This is a genomic window from Roseburia rectibacter, from assembly GCF_014287515.2.
Taxonomy (GTDB): Bacteria; Bacillota; Clostridia; order Lachnospirales; family Lachnospiraceae; genus Roseburia; species Roseburia rectibacter.
The window spans coordinates 2,854,905-2,879,270 of record NZ_CP092473.1 but is presented as its reverse complement, the minus strand read 5'-3'; the positions used below and the strand labels follow the sequence as shown (position 1 = coordinate 2,879,270).

General features: G+C 42.0%; 26 protein-coding genes. 23 read left to right on the top strand and 3 right to left on the bottom strand.

The annotated features are described in order from the left end of the window. The first annotated feature begins 8 nt into the window (after positions 1 to 8). From H8S51_RS13430 to H8S51_RS13405, 6 genes are all read left to right on the top strand, one after another. Positions 9 to 1,826, top strand: coding sequence for a sensor histidine kinase (locus H8S51_RS13430; RefSeq protein WP_186899390.1), 1,818 nt, complete (start codon positions 9 to 11; stop codon positions 1,824 to 1,826). After that, entirely contained in the window at positions 1,823 to 3,304 is a 1,482-nt protein-coding gene (locus tag H8S51_RS13425; protein WP_186899389.1) for a response regulator transcription factor, read from the top strand. Before H8S51_RS13430 ends, H8S51_RS13425 begins: the two co-directional genes overlap by 4 nt. Before the next feature lie 125 nt (positions 3,305 to 3,429). Next, positions 3,430 to 4,644, top strand: a complete 1,215-nt coding sequence (locus H8S51_RS13420) for an LL-diaminopimelate aminotransferase (protein WP_117921247.1) — start codon at positions 3,430 to 3,432, stop codon at positions 4,642 to 4,644. Positions 4,645 to 4,790: 146 nt separating this feature from the next. After that, positions 4,791 to 5,324 carry a molecular chaperone DnaJ gene (locus H8S51_RS13415; protein WP_186899388.1) on the top strand — a complete coding sequence of 178 codons (534 nt, stop codon included), beginning with the start codon at positions 4,791 to 4,793 and terminating at the stop codon, positions 5,322 to 5,324. Between the two features lie 208 nt (positions 5,325 to 5,532). Further along, positions 5,533 to 6,138, top strand: coding sequence for a bifunctional phosphoserine phosphatase/homoserine phosphotransferase ThrH (gene thrH, locus H8S51_RS13410; protein WP_118210307.1), 606 nt, complete (start codon positions 5,533 to 5,535; stop codon positions 6,136 to 6,138). A 37-nt stretch (positions 6,139 to 6,175) separates the two neighbouring features. Beyond that, a complete protein-coding gene (locus H8S51_RS13405) occupies positions 6,176 to 7,018 on the top strand; it encodes an alpha/beta hydrolase (RefSeq protein WP_186899387.1) in 843 nt (280 codons plus the stop codon). A 103-nt stretch (positions 7,019 to 7,121) separates the two neighbouring features. On the opposite strand, the gene H8S51_RS13400 is transcribed toward H8S51_RS13405, so the two are convergent. Beyond that, positions 7,122 to 7,601, bottom strand: a complete 480-nt coding sequence (locus H8S51_RS13400) for an S-ribosylhomocysteine lyase (RefSeq protein WP_117921243.1) — start codon at positions 7,599 to 7,601, stop codon at positions 7,122 to 7,124. 156 nt (positions 7,602 to 7,757) lie between these two features. On the opposite strand from H8S51_RS13400, the gene H8S51_RS13395 reads away from it, so the two are divergent. The 3 genes from H8S51_RS13395 (at position 7,758) to H8S51_RS13385 (ending at position 10,899) form a co-directional block, all read left to right on the top strand. After that, the gene (locus H8S51_RS13395; RefSeq protein WP_186899386.1) at positions 7,758 to 8,525 is read left to right on the top strand and encodes a 5'-methylthioadenosine/S-adenosylhomocysteine nucleosidase; all 768 of its coding nucleotides are present in this window, start codon (positions 7,758 to 7,760) and stop codon (positions 8,523 to 8,525) included. 102 nt (positions 8,526 to 8,627) lie between these two features. Continuing rightward, on the top strand, positions 8,628 to 10,169 hold the full coding sequence (locus tag H8S51_RS13390) for an ABC transporter substrate-binding protein/permease (protein WP_118210309.1): 1,542 nt from the start codon (positions 8,628 to 8,630) through the stop codon (positions 10,167 to 10,169). Then, positions 10,159 to 10,899 carry an amino acid ABC transporter ATP-binding protein gene (locus H8S51_RS13385; RefSeq protein WP_118210310.1) on the top strand — a complete coding sequence of 247 codons (741 nt, stop codon included), beginning with the start codon at positions 10,159 to 10,161 and terminating at the stop codon, positions 10,897 to 10,899. The genes H8S51_RS13390 and H8S51_RS13385 overlap by 11 nt, the downstream gene beginning before the upstream one ends. A gap of 53 nt (positions 10,900 to 10,952) precedes the next feature. Here the strand turns inward: H8S51_RS13385 and H8S51_RS13380 are convergent, their stop codons facing one another. After that, positions 10,953 to 11,132: a hypothetical protein gene (locus tag H8S51_RS13380; RefSeq protein ID WP_186899385.1), complete on the bottom strand. Its 180-nt coding sequence runs from the start codon at positions 11,130 to 11,132 to the stop codon at positions 10,953 to 10,955. A 157-nt stretch (positions 11,133 to 11,289) separates the two neighbouring features. Between H8S51_RS13380 and prmA the strand changes: the two genes are divergently transcribed. The 4 genes from prmA to thiI all read left to right on the top strand — a co-directional run bounded on the left by prmA (position 11,290) and on the right by thiI (position 15,639). Beyond that, on the top strand, positions 11,290 to 12,273 hold the full coding sequence (gene prmA, locus H8S51_RS13375) for a 50S ribosomal protein L11 methyltransferase (protein WP_117921238.1): 984 nt from the start codon (positions 11,290 to 11,292) through the stop codon (positions 12,271 to 12,273). 19 nt (positions 12,274 to 12,292) lie between these two features. Next, complete coding sequence (locus H8S51_RS13370; RefSeq protein WP_186899384.1) at positions 12,293 to 13,048, top strand: RsmE family RNA methyltransferase; 756 nt, start codon at positions 12,293 to 12,295, stop codon at positions 13,046 to 13,048. A 167-nt stretch (positions 13,049 to 13,215) separates the two neighbouring features. Beyond that, a complete protein-coding gene (locus H8S51_RS13365) occupies positions 13,216 to 14,370 on the top strand; it encodes a cysteine desulfurase family protein (RefSeq protein WP_118210313.1) in 1,155 nt (384 codons plus the stop codon). Positions 14,371 to 14,457: 87 nt separating this feature from the next. Beyond that, the gene (gene thiI, locus H8S51_RS13360) at positions 14,458 to 15,639 is read left to right on the top strand and encodes a tRNA uracil 4-sulfurtransferase ThiI (protein ID WP_118210314.1); all 1,182 of its coding nucleotides are present in this window, start codon (positions 14,458 to 14,460) and stop codon (positions 15,637 to 15,639) included. Positions 15,640 to 15,820: 181 nt separating this feature from the next. Here thiI and H8S51_RS13355 read toward each other — a convergent pair whose 3' ends face one another. After that, on the bottom strand, positions 15,821 to 16,051 hold the full coding sequence (locus H8S51_RS13355) for an HPr family phosphocarrier protein (RefSeq protein ID WP_006857923.1): 231 nt from the start codon (positions 16,049 to 16,051) through the stop codon (positions 15,821 to 15,823). Between the two features lie 99 nt (positions 16,052 to 16,150). On the opposite strand from H8S51_RS13355, the gene mtaB reads away from it, so the two are divergent. The 10 genes from mtaB to H8S51_RS13305 all read left to right on the top strand — a co-directional run bounded on the left by mtaB (position 16,151) and on the right by H8S51_RS13305 (position 24,237). Further along, the gene (mtaB, locus tag H8S51_RS13350) at positions 16,151 to 17,458 is read left to right on the top strand and encodes a tRNA (N(6)-L-threonylcarbamoyladenosine(37)-C(2))-methylthiotransferase MtaB (RefSeq protein WP_186899383.1); all 1,308 of its coding nucleotides are present in this window, start codon (positions 16,151 to 16,153) and stop codon (positions 17,456 to 17,458) included. A 64-nt stretch (positions 17,459 to 17,522) separates the two neighbouring features. Then, on the top strand, positions 17,523 to 17,786 hold the full coding sequence (locus H8S51_RS13345; RefSeq protein WP_117921278.1) for an IreB family regulatory phosphoprotein: 264 nt from the start codon (positions 17,523 to 17,525) through the stop codon (positions 17,784 to 17,786). A 7-nt stretch (positions 17,787 to 17,793) separates the two neighbouring features. Then, positions 17,794 to 18,228, top strand: a complete 435-nt coding sequence (gene ruvX, locus H8S51_RS13340) for a Holliday junction resolvase RuvX (protein WP_186899382.1) — start codon at positions 17,794 to 17,796, stop codon at positions 18,226 to 18,228. Positions 18,229 to 18,292: 64 nt separating this feature from the next. Continuing rightward, a complete protein-coding gene (locus H8S51_RS13335; protein ID WP_186899381.1) occupies positions 18,293 to 18,559 on the top strand; it encodes a DUF1292 domain-containing protein in 267 nt (88 codons plus the stop codon). Beyond that, a complete protein-coding gene (locus H8S51_RS13330; RefSeq protein WP_186899380.1) occupies positions 18,546 to 20,300 on the top strand; it encodes a ribonuclease J in 1,755 nt (584 codons plus the stop codon). Before H8S51_RS13335 ends, H8S51_RS13330 begins: the two co-directional genes overlap by 14 nt. 16 nt (positions 20,301 to 20,316) lie before the next feature. Continuing rightward, the gene (locus tag H8S51_RS13325) at positions 20,317 to 20,658 is read left to right on the top strand and encodes a YlbF family regulator (protein WP_117921231.1); all 342 of its coding nucleotides are present in this window, start codon (positions 20,317 to 20,319) and stop codon (positions 20,656 to 20,658) included. 15 nt (positions 20,659 to 20,673) lie between these two features. Further along, the gene (locus H8S51_RS13320) at positions 20,674 to 21,204 is read left to right on the top strand and encodes an endolytic transglycosylase MltG (RefSeq protein ID WP_186899379.1); all 531 of its coding nucleotides are present in this window, start codon (positions 20,674 to 20,676) and stop codon (positions 21,202 to 21,204) included. Next, positions 21,201 to 21,845, top strand: a complete 645-nt coding sequence (locus tag H8S51_RS13315; RefSeq protein WP_118210317.1) for an O-methyltransferase — start codon at positions 21,201 to 21,203, stop codon at positions 21,843 to 21,845. The genes H8S51_RS13320 and H8S51_RS13315 overlap by 4 nt, the downstream gene beginning before the upstream one ends. Positions 21,846 to 21,884: 39 nt before the next feature. After that, complete coding sequence (locus H8S51_RS13310; protein WP_186899378.1) at positions 21,885 to 23,120, top strand: peptidase U32 family protein; 1,236 nt, start codon at positions 21,885 to 21,887, stop codon at positions 23,118 to 23,120. Positions 23,121 to 23,184: 64 nt separating this feature from the next. Then, a complete protein-coding gene (locus H8S51_RS13305) occupies positions 23,185 to 24,237 on the top strand; it encodes a lactonase family protein (RefSeq protein ID WP_117921227.1) in 1,053 nt (350 codons plus the stop codon). Positions 24,238 to 24,366 lie beyond the last annotated feature (129 nt).

The following is a 24,366-nucleotide window of genomic DNA, read 5'->3' as shown; positions in this document are numbered from 1 at the left end:
GTTTTTAAATGAATTGGATGAGACAGTTTGGCAGCCTGAAACTGAATATCAAATTTACGTTGGTGATCATCCTGTTTATGGTAATACCGATCGGTGTTTTAGCAAGTGTATTATTTTATAATATGGAACAGAACGTGATCGATGAAAATGTAAATTATATGCAGTATACCATGGAGCGCAATAAGGATGCACTTTCCACCAAGATTGATTCCATTAATATGTCAACGCAGTTGTTTTTAAGTGACAGTGCATTGCTTGATATTTTGAAAAATACGCAGGAAGGGAAAAAGTATTCTGCAGAGGAATGGTACGCGTTAAAAAGCGGCGATATTACATCTTTAGAGCGGCTTGTAAACAATAACCCGCTGCTATATGGTGTGCGTGTTTATGCCACAAATGACAATATACAGGAAGTGATGCCGGTCTTATATAATTCTTCACGCATGAAAAAACAGGTGTGGGCGAAAGCAGATGATCCGTCCGGCTGGCATTTTAATTATACGGATAATCTGTTCAGCTCCTATACGATGGATCAGAATCGAAAGATTGTGTCACTTGTAACACAGATTGATGACAGAAATTATGAAACCATTGGTACGATCGAGGCTGCGATGACGATGGAAAATATGTTTCCAAGTCTGTACGAAGTGATCGAAAATGAATGGAGCTGCTTTGCGGATGCAGATGGCAGTTATTATTTTGGAGATGAAACGCAGGAAAAACCGGAGCTGTTAGAAGATGTGATGCACATTGTGGATCAGGATGATAACATACAGACTTCCTATGTAAAAATAAACGGGAAAAATCTGGTGGTTTCTTCATTTTATGTCAGGGAACTTGACGGAATGTTAGTCTGCGCCAGGGATATTACGCAAAATGTCCATGGTGTTTACTATCAGAGAAATATGTTTGTATTTATCATGGTGGTTTTCCTTATTGTTTTAGCATTCTTTATCAATGCGATCGTAAAGCACATGTTAAAGAAACTCTATGAGATATTAAGGGGGATCAGACGTGTGCAGGGTGGTGATCTTGATGTGGTGATCGAAGATTGCGGAAATGATGAGATGGGCGAACTCGGAACACAGATCAATAAGATGCTTTCAAGGATCAAAGAGCTGATGGAAGACAACTTAAGCCGCGAGATGCTTGCAAAAAATTCAGAGATCCGTGCATTGCAGAATCAGATCAACGCACATTTTATTTATAATGTGTTAGAGTCCATCAAAATGATGGCGGAAATTGATGAGGAATATGAGATCTCAGATGCGGTGACTGCACTTGGAAAGCTGCTTCGCTACAGTATGAAATGGGTATCCGGCAATGTCTTAGTGGAACAGGAATTAGATTACATCAAAAATTATATGGCACTTATCAATCTGCGGTTTGACTATGAGATATTCCTTTCTTTGAATATTCCTGATATTATATTAAAACAGGAGATACCGAAAATGTCCTTACAGCCGATCGTGGAAAATGCGATCTGCCATGGGATAGAACAGATGGCTGAGGATACCAATATCTATGTGAAAGGAATCGTGGAAGAAAACGATTGTGTGATCGAGATCACAGATGCCGGACGGGGTATGACGGAGGAAGAGGTGGAACGCCTCAAATTAAAGATTGCAGGAAAGATCGATTCGGGCGGAGGCTCTGGAAATGGCATCGGACTTAAGAATGTGCAGGATCGTATCCACATTGCATTTGGGGAAAAGTATGGCATTGAGGTGGCATCAAAGATCGGATGTTATACGAAAGTGATCGTGCGGATACCGATGACTCATATGGAGAAAGAAAAACAACTGGAAATGGAGAATGGACGATGAAAACAGTTTTGGTTGTAGAAGATGAAAAATTAATACGGCAGGGAATCAAAACCATGATCAGACGGAGCGGGGTTCCGGTGGAGATGATCATTGAATGTAATAACGGTGAAGCAGCACTTGAGGTAATAAAAGAACAGCAGATCGATGTAATGTTTACGGATATCCGTATGCCGAAGATGGATGGAATCGAGCTGGTCCGGAAAATGCAGACCTGCGAACACGTGCCGCTCACAGTGGCGATCAGTGGTTATGACGATTTTTCCTATGCAGTTGATATGATGCGAAATGGTGTCCGGGAATATCTTTTAAAACCGGTTGAACGTGATAAAATTACAGAAATCCTAAAAAAGTTAAATGAGGAGATTGAGAGTGCAAGGGAACAGGAAAAGACAAAACAGAAATTTGGCTATCAGCAGATCAAACATCTGATGCTGTTTCCTGGAACAACAGAAGAAGAAATTGCCATGATAGAATCCCAGTATGCAGATCAGTTTGTATGGGAGTTAGGCGGAGAAAATTATGTAGTCTGCTGCCAGAATCACAAAGAGGACAGAATGATTCCGGAAGAGAATTATACGTTTTTGAGTGATATCGAAGGCAATGATATTTTTATTATCGAAGAGGGAAAAACAGACACATTATTAAGAAATGAATTTAGTCAGGGATATGTGGGAATAAGCAGTCCACATCAGGGAATCAGGGAACTTAGAACTGCATATTTAGAGTCTGTGCAGATGCGGAAAAAGGCTTTTTGCCGCAATCTTGCATGGGTCAGATCTGGTGAAGAGACAGAACATATCCCGGAAAAACTGATGGAGGAAGCAAAAAAGCTGACCGGAGAAGAGGCACGGATGCAGCGTGTACAGGTGCTTGGAACTGAGCGGAAGGAAGAAACACAAAAAATCTGGAAACAGTTTTTCTTTGAAGTGGAGAAAGGACGCATCAGTGAGGATACCTATGAGGAATGTATGAAGGATTTTTTCACAGAAGAAAAAAAGATATACCGCAGCATTCTTGAAAGTGGGGAAAAGATCTGGAAGGAGATGGAAAATATCTTTGCAGATGACTGCATCGGGATATATGAGGAGAAAATGCTGCATTATTTGGGTGAAGTACAGGAGAGTATTATCGGGCAGTTTGATGCAAACAAGAACAGTCACAAGATGCAGCAGGCGGTTGCGTACATAGCAAAAAATTATGCAAGTGACTTAAATATGGCAGTTGTATCGAATTACTTATCCATGAATTATTCGTTGTTTTCCTATTCATTTAAACAGTACACAGGAAGCAATTTTGTCAATTATCTGAAAGATATCCGCATGAAAGAGGCAAAACGCCTGTTGGCGGGAACGGATATGCGTATCGTGGATATCAGCAGGGCAGTCGGATATGAGAATGAAAAGCATTTTATGAAGACTTTTAAAAATTCCTGCGGTGTATCTCCAAGTGAGTACCGGAAAAACATGAATTGCGAATAAAAGGAATGATAATTTTTGATTCCAGGTAAACAAAAAATACTTGCACGACCTATCACACAATGCTATACTGTATGACAGTTAGATAACGTTAACTTGTATTTTGAAGGCAAAGTGAGGAGTATGACATGTTTAAAATTAATGACAATTATCAGAAACTTCCGGGAAGTTATTTATTTTCTACCATTGCAAAGAAAGTAAGCGCATATTCTGCAGCAAATCCGGACAAACAGATCATCCGTCTTGGTATCGGTGATGTGACACAGCCGATTGCGCCGGCTATTATCGATGCAATGCACAAAGCAGTTGATGAGATGGGACATGCAGAAACATTCCACGGTTATGCACCGGATCTTGGATATGACTTTTTAAGAAATGCCATTGTAGCAAATGATTACAAAGCAAGAGGATGCGATATCTCTGCTGACGAAGTTTTTGTATCTGACGGAGCAAAGAGTGATTCCGGAAATATCCAGGAAATTTTTGCACAGGATAATAAGATCGCTGTCTGTGATCCTGTATATCCGGTTTATGTAGATTCTAATGTTATGGCTGGAAGAACCGGTACATATGATGCAGATACACAGATGTGGAGTGATGTGATCTATATGCCTTGTACCAGTGACAATAATTTTGTACCGGAGCTTCCGAAAGAGACACCGGATGTTATTTATCTGTGTCTGCCGAATAACCCGACCGGAACAACGATCACGAAATCACAGTTACAGGAATGGGTAGATTATGCAAACAAAGTCGGCGCAGTGATCATCTACGATGCAGCTTATGAGGCATATATCAGTGAGGATGATGTGGCACATTCCATCTATGAGTGTGAGGGAGCAAAGACCTGTGCCATCGAGCTTCGCAGTTTTTCTAAAAATGCAGGATTTACCGGAGTACGTCTTGGATTTACGGTTGTTCCAAAAGAATTAAAATGTGGAGATGTCTCCCTAAACGCAATGTGGGCAAGACGCCATGGAACAAAGTTCAACGGCGCTCCATATATCGTACAGCGTGCCGGCGAGGCAGTATATTCCGATGCCGGAAAAGCGCAGTTAAAAGAACAGGTTGGCTATTACATGAAGAATGCAAAAGCAATCAAGGAAGGACTTACCAAAGCCGGTTACACCGTATTTGGAGGTGTAAATGCACCATATATCTGGTTAAAGACGCCGGATCAGATGTCTTCCTGGGATTTCTTTGATTATCTGCTTGAAAATGCCAATGTGGTTGGTACACCGGGATCCGGATTCGGACCGAGCGGTGAAGGATATTTCAGACTGACAGCATTTGGTACTTACGAGAATACACTTGCAGCTATGGAGCGAATACAGAAATTATAAGATTTAATAAGACTGCCGGGTGAACCTCGTGTAGATTACGATCATGAATAAAACGGACAGAAACGGTTTGGGGTTTCTGTCTGTTTTAGCATATTGACAGCAGAGGTATGAGAAAATTTGTAACTAAAAGGGGGTTTTTGCGGAAAATGGATCGGTCAGTTTTCAGGATCAAAAGAACAAAGACCCTGCATCAGGAGTGGAAATATAAAAAGACTGCTGAATTAGAGCAGCAGAGGCAGGATTTTTTAGAAGAAAAGAGAAAATTAGAAGAAGAACGACGCAGGTTTGAACGTGAGAAAAAGGAGTTTTCTGCACGTGCCCAGCTTGAAAAAGACAGCATGAAGCGGGAAAAACAGCTGTTTGAAACAAAGTGGAAAATATTAGAGGAGGAACTTTCACAGCTTGCGGATGAAAAGATCAAGATGAAGAAACAGCGCGATTTTTATAAGTATGTCAGAGAACAGGAGGCACGTGATATGCTGAATGTGGGTACAGAAAATGTGGTTCGCGGGGAATTGTTTTTTATCGGTGTGGAAAGTAAGACGGCTCTGAAGAAAAGATATAAACAACTGTTAAAAATTTATCATCCGGATAATCTCTGCGGGGATACGGAGACACTTCAGGAAATAAATCATGAGTATGACAGACTGTTAAAGCAGTATGAGCAGAAGAAAGAGTAAGTTTAAAGAGTCAGTTGAAAAAATCGTATAATAAAATATGGCAGTTGTGAATGTCAAAAATGAGAACTGGAATTGAAACAAACAAAATAGTATGATAGTATAACGAGGTAAAGTGCTACAAAACGAAAGCGGGAGCGAAAGAATAAAAAATCAGGATTTGCATTTACAAAGACCTGATATGCGTAATGGGGCGCAGGAAAGGAGTTTTATGTATATTACATGTTTGGATGTTGAGGGAGTATTAGTACCGGAGATCTGGATCGCATTTGCAGAGGCAAGCGGTATCCCGGAGTTAAAGAAAACAACCCGCGATGAGCCGGATTATGATAAACTGATGAAATGGAGACTTGGTGTTTTAAAAGAGCACGGACTTGGATTAAAAGAGATTCAGGATGTGATCGAAACGATCGATCCGCTGCCGGGTGCAAAGGAGTTTTTAGATGAACTCCGTTCTTTTACACAGGTGATCCTGATTAGTGATACATTTACACAGTTTGCATCACCTCTGATGAAAAAATTAGGCTGGCCGACATTATTTTGTAATTCCCTGGAAGTTGCAGAAAACGGCGAGATCACAGGATTTAAGATGCGTGTGGAACAGTCAAAATTAACAACGGTAAAGGCATTGCAGTCAATCGGATTTGATACGATCGCAAGTGGGGATTCCTACAACGATCTTGGAATGATCCAGGCGAGCAAGGCAGGATTTTTATTCCGCTCCACCGACAAGATCAAGGCAGATTATCCGGATATCCCGGCATATGAGACATATGAGGAACTGCTTGGCGCGATCAAAAAAGCGATGGCGGACTAGCGGAGAGATCAAAAAAGCGTCGGAATGGAGGAACAGTATGAAAAGAATAATTCATGTGGAACCGGTCGCACCACAGTATTCTGTAATCACAAACATCACATTTGCACAGACAGATGCGTGGTTCGGACATACCACGCAGGATCTTCGGATGGATCTTATCTATCCGGAAGATACGGCGCACGATTATCCCTGTATTGTCTGGATCTGTGGCGGTGCATGGCAGAGCATTGACAAGTCTGCCCATCTGGTATATCTGAGTAAACTTGCGAGTGCAGGTTTTGTAGTGGCATCCGTACAGTACCGGACCAGCAATGAAGCAAAATTTCCAGCACAGCTCTGTGATGTAAAAGCGGCGATCCGCTATCTGCGTGCACACGCTGCAAGGTATCACATCGACGAAGCACATATTGGTGTGATGGGAGAATCAGCGGGGGGATATTTAACCTGTATGGCGGCATTATGCGATGATCCGGCATATGAGGTGGGAGAATATCTTTCTTATTCCAGCAAAGTGCAGGCAGCGTGCCCATGGTATCCTCCGACAGACTTCAGAGGTTTTCTATACGAAAACAGGGAGCAGTGTGCAGCATCCCCAGAGTCATTGCTGATGGGAAAAAATGTGATGCGCAATCCCAAGGAGGCGCTTGCATGCTGCCCGGTCAGCTTTGTGACCAAAGATGCTCCGCCATTTTTTATTATCCATGGAAAATGTGATAAGACGGTACCATTTACACAGGGAGTGGAACTACATGATGAGCTTGAAAAAGAGGGCTGTGATGTCACACTCTTAGAGATTGAGAATGCGGATCATGCGGATATCCGTTTCTTTCAGGAAGAAATCTGGCAGGAGATCATAACATTTTTTAAAACAAAATTATAGACAGAAAAATAGCAGTAAATTCTTCAAAAATAAAAAATGGAGAAGTTTACTGCTTTTTTTTACATTTTATTATCTGGCATAGCAGAGCCGGCTTTCAAATAATTTAAGCCGGATAAACAAGGTGTGCATCATCAATGTTATACAGTGTATTTTCTAAATAACGGTTAGCAAGATAATTTGCCATGCCAAGATTCATATCCAGGTAGTTACCGCAGTCTTTTGGAGAAGCACCCGGTACTTCATCATGAAAATCGCGGATAAATTCAAACATTTCTGTGATCAGTCCAACAATATCTCTTGAGGTATAATTGCCTGCAAGCAGCAGATAAAATCCGGTGCGGCATCCCATTGGTCCGAAATAAATCGTTTTATCCTTATAAAGAGGATGATTTCTTAAAAAGGTAGCACCGAGATGTTCGATCGTGTGTACTTCTGCAGTGTTCATGACAGGCTCATCATTCGGGGAAGTCATGCGCAGGTCAAATGTGGTAATAACTTCAGAACCTACGTTGTCTTTTCTTGAGACATAGATACCCGGCTCTAATTTGATATGATCAATCGTAAAACTTGCTATTTTTTCCATAAGATTCCTCCATATCTATTGCATTTTAACCTTGGGACAATGTATTATTATTCGTAACAATAGCTTTGCCCGCAGAGTGTGTAATATACTGTATAACGATAAAACAGATATCACAGTTCGTCAAGAAAAATGATTGAAAAAGGAGAAATAAATAAGATGGATAATTATGATTTTACGAAACAGCCGTCACTTCTGATACAGGGAGCCATGGATACAGAAACGGCATATCTGATAGAACATTTAGAGGAGCATGCGTGTATAACGATTGGAAACTGGAAGTTCCATACGGGATTTCTTGGCACGAAAAGAGAGCCTGTCATCATTTCAAAGACATTCCAGGGGATTGTCAATGCAGCAGCAGCGACGAGCCTTGCGCTCGCATATTTTAAACCGTGGGCAGTGATCAACCAGGGAATCGGAGGAGGTCATGATAAAAAGTTCCACAGAGGGGATATTGTGCTTGGAGAAAAAATTGTGCCTATGGGAGCAGTCGCATATGCATTTTCAAAAGAGGGAGCGGGAATCGATGCAAAAGGTTTTTCGCCGCTTCCAGTGGAAATCTTTTGCAGGGAAACAGGGAAAACCAAAAAGGTAACAGAGTATCCGTGTGACATACGGCTGCTTCAGGTGGCAGAGCAGGTAGAGACAAAATATCATACCGGCCGCGGCGTGATCGGTTCCGGGGATGAATGGAACAGCCAGATTGACAGGATCGCACTTCTAAGAGAGCGATATCATACAGTAGTCGAAGATATGGAATCTGCCGCAACGGCACAGCTTTGCCTTTCCTATGGTGTTCCTTTCCTTGGCGTAAGGATCCTGTCTAATTCTATTGTAAATGCGGAGAAATTTGATGAAGCAGTCGGAATTGACGGACAGAAATTTATATTATCATTGGTGGAGCAGATGAGAGAATATATGTAGATATATTGTAAAAATACAGCAGTACTATCTTTTGATAAAAAAATGTGTTATACTGCCTATTTGGAAAAATGAATATTTATACACAAAATTGAGGAGAAAACAATGAAGAGAACAGGGAAACGTTTTATTGCAGCTTTGCTGTTATTCTGTACAGTACTGATCGGTGCAGCAGGATACGAAGTGCTGGCTGCTGATGAGACACAAAGTACGGAAAACACATCAGGTACTGTAAATTCAGCAGATGATCTGCCGGGAAAGAGAATCGGTGTGCAGCTTGGAACCACAGGCGATATTTATGTCAGTGACTATGAGAGTGATGGCTCAGGTACCGTTGTGGAACGTTATAATAAGGGTGCAGATGCGATCCAGGCATTAAAACAGGGGAAGATTGACTGTGTTGTTATTGATGAACAGCCTGCACTGAAATTTGTAGAGCAGAATACAGGAATCCGCATTTTAGATGAAGAATTTACCCTTGAAGAGTATGCATTTGTTATTGCAAAGGATAATACGGAGCTTTTAGACAAGGTCAACAGTGCATTAGAAAAACTGGAAACAGACGGTACGATCGCAGATATTCAGAAAAATTATATTGGCACAGAGGACGAGATTGGAAAATTTCCGTATGAAGTCAAAGATATCAGCCGTGAAAATGGAACACTGACAGTTGGAACCAATGCAGAGTTTCCGCCATATGAGAGCTATGAAGAAGGACAGATCGTGGGAATCGATATGGATATCATGCGCGCTGTCAGTGATGAACTTGGCATGGAATTAAAGATCGAGGATATGGCATTTGATTCGATCATTCCGGCAATCTCAACAGGCAAAGTTGATATCGGAGCTGCCGGCTTTACCGTGACAGAAGAGCGGAAAAAGAATGTTAATTTTACGGATACTTATACGACATCAAAACAGGTTATCATTGTAAAAGATGATACGGTTTCGGCAGAAAAAGCAGGACTGAGTGAGAAATTTTATGATAACTTCGTAAAGGACAGCCGCTATGTGTATTTGTTAAAAGGTCTTGGAAATACACTGCTTATCACGGTGCTTGCATTATTGGTCGGAGTTGTATTTGGTTTCCTGATCGCAATCGTGCGTACCAATCATGACAGAAACGGTGGACTGACAATTTTAAACGCATTGTGTAAACTTTATCTTACCATTGTGCGTGGAACACCTGTAATGATCCAGTTACTGATTATCTATTATGTTATTTTCCAGAGTATTGATACCGGAAAAGTTGTTGTGGCAGTCATTGCATTCGGTTTAAACTCTGCAGCATACGTTGCTGAGATCGTCCGTTCCGGAATCATGGCAGTAGATATCGGACAGTTTGAAGCAGGACGAAGCCTTGGACTTAATTACAAGCAGACAATGATGTCGATCATTCTGCCGCAGGCGGTAAAAAATATACTTCCGGCACTGTGTAATGAGTTTATCAGTCTCTTAAAAGAGACATCTATCAGTGGTTACATCGGACTTATGGATCTGACGAAAGGCGGAGATATCATACGAAGTGTAACTTATGAGGCATTTATGCCGCTGATCGCAGTTGCCCTGATCTACCTTATTATGGTAATGGGACTTAGCAAAGTGGTAAATCTGTTAGAAAGGAAGTTAAGAAGCAATGAGCGATAATACAGTGATTCTTGAAGTAAATGATCTGCACAAATCCTATGGAGATCACGAAGTATTAAAAGGTATCTCTACAACTATAAAAAAAGGAGATGTACTGGCATTGATTGGCCCGTCTGGCTGTGGAAAATCAACATTCCTTCGTTCCTTAAATTTACTTGAAGTTCCAACCAGCGGACACGTACTGTTTGAGGGCACAGACATGACAGATGCATCTGTGGATATCAATCATGTCCGTGAAAAAATCGGAATGGTTTTTCAACAGTTTAATCTGTTCCCGAATATGACCATCCGTGAAAACATCATGTTAGCACCGGTCAAACTGGGAAAAATGTCAAAAGAGGAAGCTGCGAAAAAGGCAGAGGAACTGTTGACACGTATCGGACTTGCTGATAAGGCAGATGCCTATCCAACGCAGCTTTCCGGTGGACAGAAACAGCGTATTGCGATTGTGCGTTCCCTTGCCATGAACCCGGATATCATCTTATTTGATGAGCCGACATCTGCACTCGATCCGGAAATGGTCGGTGAGGTACTCAGTGTTATGAAAGAACTTGCAGCAGATGGAATGACTATGGTAGTCGTTACACATGAGATGGGATTTGCGCGCGAAGTTGCAAACCGCGTTATGTTCATTAATGATGGCATCATTCAGGAGGAGAACACGCCACAGGAGATCTTCTCAAATCCGAAGAGTCCACGACTGCGGGAATTTTTATCAAAAGTATTGTAAGTAGTATAGACCGGCTGGGGTATTCCAGCCGGTTGTTTTATTTTTACAGGGTATTAGCGGAGTCTGCATTCTATGATCTGAGCGATATCGTCATTTGATTTTGCAGCCTGAGCCTGCTTTATTACATCTTCTTTTTCTGTGTCCGTCATACCGGAAAAACATTTCATTGCATTTACATCCTGTCCTAACATCATTCCAAATCCCGGTGGGATATCATCTTTTTCGAAGTGCATTGCAAATTTCCTCCTTTTTTTTCCCAACAACCAACAGTATCCCCATCTCCAAAAGAAAAAATACGTTTATTTTGCCAAATTTCCGAATATGTGTTATCATACCAAATAGCTATGTGTAAATGTAAACGGAAGAGCGATACAGAAATGGAGAATTTGTATGAAGTGGAATAAATATACAATAGAGACAACGACTGCAGCGGAAGATTACATGAGTGCCATGTTAGCGGATCTTGGAATCGAGGGAGTCGAGATCGAGGACAATATCCCTCTCTCTAAGGAAGATCAGGCGGACATGTTCATTGATTTCCTGCCGGAACTTCCACCGGATGATGGCGTGAGCCATGTCAGCTTTTATTTAGAGGATAATGGAAGCGATTATACGGAATTATTAAAACAGGTAAAGATCGCACTCGAAGATCTCCGTAAGACCGTGGATGTTGGAAGTGGTGTCATTACTTCCGACCAGACAGAGGATCTTGACTGGATCAATAACTGGAAAAAGTTTTTCAGCTCATTTTATATTGAGGATATTTTAATAAAACCAACCTGGGAAGAATTAAAAGAAGAGGATAAAGACAAATTTTTGATTGAGATCGATCCTGGTGTTTCCTTTGGAACCGGAAAGCATGAGACAACGCAGCTTTGTATCCGTCAGCTATTAAAATACATCCGTGGCAATGCAGAGTATACACCGGAAAATAAAGCACCGAAAGTGCTGGATGTTGGCTGCGGAAGTGGAATTCTTTCCATCGTGGCATTAAAACTTGGTGCATCTGAAGTGGTTGGAACGGACCTTGATCCGGATTGTATGACATCAACGCATGAGAATTTTGAGGTCAATCATTTAGATGGCAGACTTGGAACATTTTATGTAGGTAACCTGATCGATGATGAACAACTGCAGGAAAAAGTAGGAACAGAAGAATATGATATTGTGGTTGCAAATATCCTTGCAGATGTTATCATTCCGATGGCTCCGGTCATTCCGGCACGCCTCAAAAAAGGTGGATATTTCATCACTTCCGGTATTATTGATTTTAAGGAAGAACAGGTAAAAGAAGCGATCGAGAAAGCTGGTCTTACGGTGGTTGAGATCAATCATCAGGGTGAATGGGTCAATATCACTGCGCAGAAGAGATAAGCAGAAAGGCATTAGAAAAATGTATCAGTTTTTTGTGGAGAGCGGACAGATCGGGAAAGATTCTGTGATGGTCGAGGGCAGTGATGTCAATCATATCAAAAATGTACTGCGCATGAAGCCGGGAGAAAAGATCCGCATCAGCGGACCGGCAGGGGAAAATTATTTCTGTGAAATTGCAGAAATCGAGGATTCCTTTGTACGTGCGGCAATCTTAGAAAAAGATGAGGCGGGGACAGAGCTGCCGAACCGGATCTATCTGTTTCAGGGACTGCCGAAAAATGACAAGATGGAACTGATCATTCAAAAGGCAGTAGAACTTGGTGTGTATGAGATCATTCCGGTTGCAATGAAAAATTGTGTGGTAAAACTGGATGCCAAAAAAGCTGCGGCAAAGACGGTCCGCTGGCAGGGAATTGCAGAAAGTGCAGCGAAACAGTCAAAGCGCAGCCTGATCCCAAAAGTTACAGAGCCAATGAGCTATAAAGAAGCAGTAGCATATGCAATGAAACTAGACCAAAAGCTGGTTCCTTATGAAAATGAGCGTGGTATGGCAGCGACGAAAGAGGCGGTAGAGGCGGTCAGACCGGGAGAGTCCATCGGTATTTTTATCGGACCGGAGGGCGGATTTGCACCGGAAGAGATCGCGATGGTAAAAGATGAGATGAATCTGATCTCACTTGGCGGCCGCATTTTACGCACTGAGACGGCAGGATTTACCACATTAGCGATTTTGATGTATCATATCGAAACGTCGTGCACTGAAAAATCAAATTAGCCAGACTGTGATTTGGCGGGCGGATGAATTTGTTTCAAAATTGATGGGCGCGGACATACACAGAATGAAAACAGTGCGATGAGATGGCGCAGAAATGAAGATTAAAATGCAATATATATAAAGTTTTGTGCACACAGATGAAAATGTGCGGAACAGGAGTAACAAAAATGCAGGCATATCTGGATAATTCAGCAACAACACGCTGCAGTGAACGTGCGAAAGATCTGATGGTAAAAGTTTTGATGGAGGATTATGGCAATCCTTCTTCCCTTCATACGATGGGAGTTGTTGCAGAACGTTATATCAAAGAGGCAAAAGAACGGATCGCAAAAACACTGAAGGCAGATGAAAAAGAGATCCTTTTTACATCAGGAGGTACAGAGTCAAATAATATGGCTCTGATCGGAACAGCACTTGCAAATAAACGTGCGGGAAATCACATTATCACGACATCGATCGAGCATGCGTCAGTACTTTCACCCCTTGCATATCTGGAGGAACAGGGTTTTCGTGTGACCTATTTACCGGTAGATGAAAACGGTCAGATTTCACTGGATGAACTTCGTGATGCGGTCTGTGAGGATACGATCCTTGTTTCCATGATGATGGTCAATAACGAAATTGGTGCCGTTGAGCCGATCGCAGAGGCAGCAAAGATTATAAAAGAAAAAAATCCCAATACGATCATTCATGTAGATGCGATCCAGGCATACGGAAAATACCGTATCTGCCCGAAAAAACTTGGAATTGACCTGCTCTCTGTCAGCGGTCACAAGATTCATGCTCCAAAGGGAACCGGATTTTTATTTATCAAAGACAAGACAAAGATCAAGCCGATCATTTACGGCGGCGGTCAGCAGAAAGGCATGCGTTCCGGTACGGAAAATGTTCCGGGAGTGGCTGCGCTTGGCGAGGCAGCAATGGAGATCTATGAGGATTTTGATACAAAAATTGCCCATATGTATGCGCTCAAAAAGCATTTTATCGAGGAAGTAACCAAAATTGAAGGTGTTACCATCAATGGAAAGACGGGAGAGGATTCCGCACCGCAGATCGTCAGCGTCACGATCCAGGGAGTAAGAAGTGAAGTTATGCTGCACTCTCTTGAGGAAAAAGAGATTTACGTCTCCGCGGGAAGTGCCTGTTCGTCAAATAAACCGGCACCGAGTAAGACATTGCAGGGAATCGGACTTAACAAAGCAGATTTAGAGGGAACGATCCGTTTCAGCTTCTGTGTCAATACGACAGAAGAAGAAATTGATTACGCAGTAGAACAGTTAAAAGAGATCATTCCGTTCCGCAGAAAATTTACCAGACACTGACCGCTCAGAAAAGATAAAAAGAAGGGGCGGAAATACAACTAATAAAGTAATTAGGAAACGATTGAAAAAAGATAGAAAGGAAAAAATATGTACAAAGCATTTTTGATAAAATATGCAGAGATCGCTATCAAAGGAAAAAACCGTTATCTGTTTGAGGATGCGTTAGTCAGCCAGATGAACCATGCCTTAAAAAAAGTAGATGGAACTTTCCGCATCCGCAAGGAGCAGGGAAGAATCTACATTGAAATGGATGGCGAATATGATTATGATGAGGCAGTAGAAGCATTAAAATGTGTATTTGGTATCGTTGGAATCTGTCCGGTTGTCATCTTAGAGGATGAGGGATTTGACAAATTAGCAGAAGAAGTCATCCATCACATTGATGAGGCTTATCCGGACAAGCATTTTACATTTAAGGTAAATGCGAGAAGAGCGCGCAAAAACTATCCGCTTGAGTCCATGGAGATCAATGCACAGCTTGGAGAGCGTATTTTAGCTGCATTCCCGGAGACACGCGTGGATGTGCATAAACCGGAAGTTGTGATCAATGTGGAGATCCGTAACCAGATTAACGTTTATTCCACGGTCATTCCGGGACCGGGCGGTATGCCGGTTGGCACAAACGGAAAAGCAATGCTGCTTCTCTCCGGTGGTATCGACAGTCCGGTTGCAGGTTATATGATCGCAAAACGTGGTGTAACGATCGATGCAACTTATTTCCATGCACCGCCTTATACATCGGAGCGTGCAAAACAAAAAGTTGTGGATCTTGCAAAGATCGTTGCAAAATATTCCGGACCGATCAACTTACATGTTGTTAATTTTACGGATATCCAGCTCTATATTTATGAGCAGTGTCCGCATGAGGAATTAACGATCATCATGCGCCGTTATATGATGAAATTAGCAGAGCATTTTGCCAAAGAAAATAAATGTTTAGGGCTGATCACGGGAGAAAGCATCGGACAGGTGGCAAGTCAGACTATGCAGTCGCTTGCAGCTACAAATGAGGTCTGCACGATGCCGGTTTATCGTCCGCTTATCGGTTTTGACAAGCAGGAGATCGTTGAGATCTCTGAGAAGATCGATGCATATGAGACATCCATTCTTCCGTTTGAGGACTGCTGTACCATTTTCGTTGCAAAACATCCGGTCACAAAGCCGAGCTTAAATGTTATTCATAATGATGAGAAGAAACTTTCAGAAAAGATTGATGAGCTGATGCAGAAAGCGATTGATACAGTCGAAGTGATTCACATTGAAGCATAGAAGTGTCATTTAAAACAAGAGGTCTGGTGTACTGGCTGCTGATTACACAACATAGATAATCAGCAGCGGATATGCAAAAAAATGTAAAAAGTCTGGATGCAGCAAAAAACCACAGGTACATGACCTGTGGTTTATGTTCCATCTATGTGACACCGCAAACGGTATGACATCTGATCTGTGATTAGATTAAGTATGGTTTTAATGTTTCCATAATCTCATCAACATTAGCTTCAGCATGGATTGCTAAATCGATCGGTTTGGATAAGTCTAAGCTGAAGATACCCATGATGGATTTTGCGTCGATAACATATCTACCGGAGATTAAATCGAAATCATACTCATACTGTGTAATCGCATTGACAAATGATTTCACTTTGTCGATAGAATTTAAAGAAATCTGTACTGTTTTCATGATGAAAAACCTCCTTAAAATTAGCTGTTAAAGTTATCTTTATAGTAATGGTTTTTCATGGAAAAGTCAACAAGTAAATAGATATTATGGAGGTAAAAAATGAAAAAAGCAGCACTGCACAATCTGGGGTGTAAAGTTAATGCATATGAGACAGAAGCTATGCAGCAGATCCTTGAAAATGCAGGATATGAGATCGTTCCCTTTACAGAAATTGCAGATGTATATGTGATAAATACCTGTTCCGTGACAAACATGGCAGACCGCAAGTCAAGACAGATGTTTCACCGTGCAAAAAAGATGAACCCGGATGCCATTGTAGTCGGAGCCGGCTGTTATGTGCAGACAAAAGAGGCACAGGCCATACTGGATGAAAGTATTGATATCGTGATCGGAAATAACCAGAAACACGAGCTGGTAACATTATTAAATGAGTATGAAAAAGAACATGCAAAACAGGCACAGATCGTTGATATCAACCATGAAAAGCAGGAGTATGAAGAACTGCATTTAAAGAAAACGGCAGAGCATACACGCGCATTTATCAAGGTGCAGGACGGCTGTAACCAGTTCTGCAGTTACTGTATCATTCCGTTTGCAAGAGGACGTGTGAGAAGCCGTAAAATGGAAGATGTGTTAAATGAGATAGCAGGACTTGCAGAAAGCGGTTATAAGGAAGTGGTGCTGACCGGAATCCATCTAAGTTCCTACGGAGTCGATACCGGGGAGACATTACTTTCACTGATCGAGCATGTACATGAGATCGAGGGGATCGAGCGTATCCGTCTTGGAAGTTTAGAACCGCGTATCGTGACAGAAGATTTTGCAAAAAGGTTATCAGAACTTACAAAGATCTGTCCGCATTTTCACCTGTCCCTGCAGAGTGGCTGTGACAGCGTCTTAAAGCGGATGAACCGCAGATATGACACGGCAGAATATGAGATGGGCTGTGATCTGCTGCGGAAATATTTTGATCATCCTGCGATCACAACGGATGTGATCGTCGGTTTCCCCGGAGAGACTGAGGATGAGTTTAAAATTACAGAAGAGTACCTGAAAAAGATACATTTTTACGAGATGCACATTTTTAAGTATTCGGTGCGTGAAGGTACAAAGGCAGCAGTGATGCCGGATCAGGTGCAGGAGCAGATAAAGACAGAGAGAAGCAATATCCTTCTTGCTTTAGAAAAGAAAATGTCTGAAGAATTCCGGGAATATTATGTCGGGAAAGAAAAGACTGCGCTGTTAGAGGAAAAACTTGTGGTGGATGGGAAAACATATTTTACCGGATACACAAAAGAGTATGTCAAAGTGGCATTTGAAACAGAAAAAAACAGGACAAATCAGTTTGTGACCGGAAAGATAAAAGGAAAATTAAAAGACGATATTTATCTTTTGGTTGAATTTTAGGACAAACTATATTAAAATAAAAACTAGCAATGCTTTTTATAGCAGGTATAAGGGCGTGAAAAATATGCAGAATATCAATAATACACAATATTTCAGAGTGGAGAAAGAGCCGGAGCTTAAAGTTGGCGATGTGCTCACGATCGTATATCGTGCATTGAGCGAGAAAGGCTATAATCCTGTGAATCAGATTGTTGGATATATTATGTCTGGAGATCCCACATACATTACCAGTCATAATAATGCAAGAAGCCTGATCATGAAAGTGGAACGTGACGAACTGGTCGAAGAAATTTTAAAGGCTTATATCAAAAATAATCATTGGGAATAGGAAGTTTATGCGGATTTTAGGTTTGGATTTTGGCTCAAAAACTGTCGGTGTGGCAGTCAGTGATGAGCTTTTATTAACTGCGCAGGGACTGGAGATCATAAGACGCCAGTCCCCTAATAAACTGCGCCAGACTTTGGCGAGGATTGAAGCGATTATCGCAGAATATCAGGTGGAGTGTATTGTTCTGGGTTATCCGAAGAATATGAATAACACAGAAGGAGAGCGTTGCGAGAAGACAAAAGAGTTTAAAGAGATGTTAGAGAGACGGACAGGTTTAGAGGTCATATTGTGGGATGAGAGACTGACGACTGTTTCCGCAGATAAACACATGATGGAATCCGGTATCCGCAGGGAAGACCGCAAGAAGTATGTCGATGAGATCGCGGCAGTCTTTATTTTGCAGGGATATCTGGATTATCGGAGTATGCACGCAGGGAAGTAAAAAGGTAATGACAAAAGCCGCAGGTTACAGAATGCGGTTTTTGTGTTATGCATGGAGGATGCACATGGAAAAAGTAACATTTGTGGACCCGCAGACAAAAGAGAGCATTGATTTCTTTGTTGTGGAGGAGACACAGGTAAATGGTACGCGTTATTTTTTTGTCACGGAAGAGGAAGATGGCGACTGTGATGCGTACATTTTAAAAGAAGTAGCCACAGAGGACGATGACGTTGTGTGCGAGATGGTGGATGACGACATGGAACTTGCGGCAGTAGGTAAAATATTTTCAGAATTGATAGAGGATGCGGACATTGAATATGAAAGAGAATAAGGAGGCAGGAATCAGCCAGAATGATTCAAGAAGAGCAGAGAGACCGGAACGGAAAAAGAGAACCAGCGTAAAAGAGACAAAGAAAGAAAAAACTTCAAAACTTAAGATCATTCCGCTTGGCGGCTTAGAGCAGATCGGAATGAACATTACAGCATTTGAGTACGAGGACAGTATCATTGTAGTAGACTGTGGGCTTTCTTTCCCGGAAGATGATATGTATGGAATCGATCTTGTCATTCCTGATGTGACTTATCTGAAAGATAATATTGATAAAGTCAAAGGATTTTTCATTACGCATGGACATGAAGATCATATCGGAGCGATCCCTTATGTATTAAAAGACATTAATGTGCCGATTTATGCGACAAAGCTTACCATTGGTATCATTGAGCATAAATTAAAAGAGCACAATATGCTGACTAAGGTAAAACGCAAGGTCGTAAAATACGGACAGCACATCAATTTAGGATGTTTCCGTGTGGAGTTCATCCGTACGAACCACAGTATCCAGGATGCAGCAGCGCTTGCTATTTATTCACCGGCAGGTATCGTGGTGCACACCGGTGACTTTAAGGTAGACTATACACCGGTATTTGGTGATGCCATCGACTTACAGCGTTTTGGTGAGATCGGTAAAAAAGGTGTACTTGCACTGTTATGCGACAGTACCAATGCGGAACGCAAGGGATTTACAATGTCTGAAAAGACAGTCGGTAAGACCTTTGATGAGATCTTTGCAGATCACAAAAATACGAGGATTATTATTGCAACATTTGCGTCTAACGTAGACCGTGTGCAGCAGATCATTAATACAGCGTATAAATACGGCAGAAAAGTAGTTGTGGAAGGACGCAGTATGGTAAATATCATCGGTATTGCGTCAGAACTTGGCTATATTAACATCCCGGATAATACACTGATCGATATTGAAGAACTGAAAAATTATCCGGACGAAAAAACAGTACTGATCACGACCGGAAGCCAGGGAGAATCCATGGCGGCATTATCCCGTATGGCAAGCGGTATGCATAAAAAAGTTACGATCAAACCAAATGATACGATCGTATTAAGCTCCAACCCGATCCCTGGAAATGAAAAAGCAGTTTCCGGAATCATCAATGAGCTTTCCATGAAGGGTGCGAATGTTATTTTCCAGGATGTGCACGTATCCGGTCATGCCTGTCAGGAAGAGATCAAACTGATCTATTCTCTGGTAAAACCGAAATATGCTGTTCCGGTTCATGGAGAGTACCGTCATCTTTTAGCACAGGCGAGAGTAGCTGAGGAACTTGGAATCAACAAAGATAATATCTTTATTCTGATGTCCGGTGACGTGCTTGAGTTAGATGATGAAAAAGCGGAGGTTACAGGAAGAGTCCACGTCGGCGACATCATGGTCGACGGACTTGGTGTCGGTGATGTCGGAAATATCGTACTTCGCGACAGACAGCATCTTGCAGAGGATGGAATCATCATTGTCGTGCTGACATTAGAGAGCGGTTCCGGGCAGGTACTTGCAGGACCGGATATCGTATCACGCGGTTTTGTTTATGTCAGGGGTGCAGAGAGTCTGATGGAGGATGCAAAGCATCTGCTTGAGGATAAGATGCAGTATTGTATGGACAGAGGAATTACCGACTGGGGCAAGATCAAAAATGAGATCAAGGATTCCTTAGGTGATTTTGTATGGAAAGAGACAAAGCGCAGACCTATGATCATGCCGATTATTATGGAAGTGTAGGAAGGACAGATGTATCATGAGCAGAATGGATGAAGCCATGCAGGAATTAGTCGAGGCAGTCAAATTCAGCGAGGAATATATCAGATATCAGGATATCAAAAACAGAGTGCACAATCAGCCGCAGTTAGAGGAGCAGATCCATGCATTCCGTCAGAAAAATTATCTGCTGCAGAACAGTGATGGCAATGTGGATCTTTATGATGCAACGGATAAGATGGAACAGGAATACCGTGAGTTCCGGAAAAATCCGCTTGTTGCAGAATACCTTGCGGCAGAAAATGCCATTTGCCGTGTAGTACAGAAGATTAACTGGACGCTGATAGAAGAATTGGATTTTGAGGTTGGATTTGAGGAATAGTCTGGAGGATTTCATATGAAGCTGAATAAACTGGTATTAAAATTTGTCAGTATCAGTTTTTCTATTCTGGTCATGTTACTTGTTGTGATCGGACTGATAAAACTTGGAAGTTTTTGTTATGATTTCGGTTATCGGGTATTTTCGGAAACCCCGGTGGAAGAAGGACCCGGTACAGATGTGTCCGTAGATGTAACGGATGATCTGTCAGAATATCAGATTGGAAAGCTGTTAAAAAAAGAGGGGCTGATCCGCGATGCAAATCTGTTTTATGTACAACTTCGTATGTCAGCATATCACGGTAAGTTAAAGGCAGGAACCTATACATTAAATACATCCATGACGGCAAAAGATATGATGGCAGTCATGGCGGCAGAGGCTGAGGAGAGCACTGAGAGTACAGAAAATACAGAAAATACAGAAAATACAGAGTATGAAACAGATTCTGGTTCAGCGGGACAGTCATCTTCGGATGGAACAAAGACAGATGGTGCCGGTGAAGAAAACCAGAACACAGATGAAAATGAACAGGCAGGAGCAGACGAGTGATAGTAGATGAACGTCTGGTCACTTATATCAATTCACTTGATACAGGGAATACCAGTATTTTAGATCAGATAGAAAAGGAAGCACTGGATAGTTATGTGCCGATCATACGGAAAGAGATGCAGCAGTTTTTAAAACTGCTGCTTGCAATGAAATGTCCGATGCGGATTCTTGAAGTGGGAACTGCAGTCGGATTTTCTTCCATCTTGATGGCAGAATATGATCCGGTGCCATGTGAGATCACAACGATCGAGAATTATGAAAAGAGAATCCCGATCGCAAAAGAGAACTTTATCCGTGCGGGAAAAGAAAAACAGATTACACTGCTGGAGGGAGATGCTGCGCAGATTCTTCCGACATTGACGGAAACCTACGATTTTATTTTTATGGATGCTGCTAAGGGTCAGTATATTCATTTTATGCCGGATATTTTAAGACTGCTTGGCTCCGAAGGAACATTGGTTTCGGATAATGTGCTGCAGGATGGTGATATCATAGAATCACGTTTTGCAGTCACGAGGAGAAACCGCACGATCCATAAGAGAATGCGTGAATATCTGTACGAACTGACGCATGATGAACGCCTTGTCACGGCAGTGTTGCCGATCGGTGATGGAGTGACTGTGAGCACATGGAAGAAATAGAAAGGGTGCATCGAAAAGATGCGAAAGGACAGGTAAGTTATGAGAAGACCGGAGCTTTTGATACCGGCAAGCAGCCTTGAGGTGTTAAAAATTGCAGTAATCTATGGTGCGGATGCCGTGTACATCGGTGGCGAGGCTTTTGGACTCCGTGCAAAAGCCAAGAATTTTTCCATGGAGGAAATGAGAGAGGGAATCCGTTTTGCGCATGAACATGAGGTAAAAGTATATGTGACTGCAAATATTCTTGCACATAATGATGATTTAGAGGGTGTAAGGGAGTATTTCAAAGAACTGGATTCTTTTCCAAAAGAGGAAAAACCGGACGCACTTATCATCGCAGATCCCGGCATATTTATGATCGCAAAGGAAGTATGCCCGGATATTGAACGTCATGTCAGTACGCAGGCGAACAATACCAACTATGAAACATACCGTTTCTGGTATAGACTCGGTGCAAAACGTGTGGTATCGGCGCGTGAACTTTCGTTAAATGAAATAAAAGAACTTCGTGCAAATATACCGGACGATCTTGAAATCGAGACATTTATTCACGGTGCGATGTGCATTTCCTATTCCGGAAGATGTCTTTTATCCAATTATTTTACCGGACGTGATGCCAATCAGGGGGCATGCACACATCCATGCCGCTGGAAATATTCCATCGTTGAGGAGACAAGACCGAATGAATATATGCCGGTTTATGAGAATGAACGTGGCACTTATATATTCAACTCCAAGGATCTCTGCATGATCGAACACATACCGGAATTAATGGAAGCGGGTATTGACAGTTTTAAAATTGAGGGTAGAATGAAAACAGCACTATATGTTGCGACTGTGGCAAGAACCTACCGCAAGGCAATCGATGATTACAAAGAGTCACCGGAGCTTTACAAAAAGAATCTGCCATGGTATTTAGATCAGATATCCAACTGTACTTACCGCCAGTTTACGACCGGATTTTTCTTTGGAAAGCCTTCCGACGAGGCGCAGATCTACGACAATAACACTTATTTAAAAGAATACACATATTTAGGAATTGTTGGGGAGCAGAACGAAGATGGGCTTTACCGGATCGAACAGCGCAATAAGTTTTCGGTCGGTGAAGAGATCGAGATTATGAAGCCGGATGGTGAAAATCTGACGGTGACAGTGAAACGGATCATGGATGAGGATGGAGCGGATATGGAATCAGCACCGCATCCAAAACAGGTTTTGTATATTGATCTGGGACATCCGCTCGAGAAGTATGATATTTTACGAAGAAAAGAGTAGGGAGGAAAAGCGTGCCCGGCTTGCTGGGCATTGCTCCTGCAAAAGGCATAAGGAGGATAAATGTATGGAAAAATATGTGGCATATGTGGGAACCTATACGCATGAAAACAGTGTCGGAATCCATATTTATGATGTGGATGTGGCAAATGGCAGCATGAAAGAACGTAAAGTAGTGCCGATCAATAACCCGTCGGATCTTGTTGTATCAAAGGACAGAAAGTTCCTTTATTCGATCGCAGATGAAGGTGTAGAAGCATTTAAAGTGCTTCCGGATGGAGATCTTGAGGCTGTAAACAAGCAGTGGATCGGCGGTATGAGAGGATGCTATGTGGAAGTAGATGATGAAAAACGTTATCTGTTTGTAGGCGGACATCATGACGGACGTGTGACAATGATGCATCTGGAGAAAGATGGCAGCATTGGAACGATTGCAGATGGTATTTTCCATAAAGGAATGGCACGCGGCAGTGACAGGCGTACCAATACACCGCACGTTGACTGTGTAAAACTGACACCGGATCAGAAGTTTTTGTGTGCAGTTGATAACGGATTAGATCAGGTTAAGATCTATCGTGTGGATTATACTTATGGTAAATTAAAACTGGTGGATATCATTCGTGGACCGCTTGAGTCTGCGCCGAGAATGATCCGTTTTTCCAGAGATGGAAAATATGCTTATATCCTGTATGAACTGACACATGAGATCGAAGTGTACAAATACTCCGTTGAAAATGAACAGCCACAGTTTGATAAGATCCAGACGATCACAACACAGGGAAAGAAAGAGGAAGATATCTGTGCCGCATCCGGTATGGAGATCACTAAGAGCGGAAAATATCTCTTTGTTTCCAATGCCGGTGTGAACACAGTGGTTGCATATGAGATCGATCCTGCAACAGGTATGCTGACACAGGCATTCCGCACTAAAGTAGACAGTGATTATCCGAAAATGCTTGCAATTTATCCGGATGAGAAACATTATCTTACTGTAAATAATACATCCAATGATATCGTATCTTATACGATCAATTATGAGAAAGGTTTCTCTCTGCAGAACGGTGCGCCGGTCAAGGTTGATAAGCCAAACTGTATTTATATCTTAAAATTAGAAGAATAAAAAGAGTTCCATATGGCATGCCATATGGGCTACCATATGGCATGAATAGCACAGCAAAAGATAGCAAAATACCCACAGAATACCATAAATGGTGTGCTGTGGGTATTTTTTACACGAAACTTCTAAAAA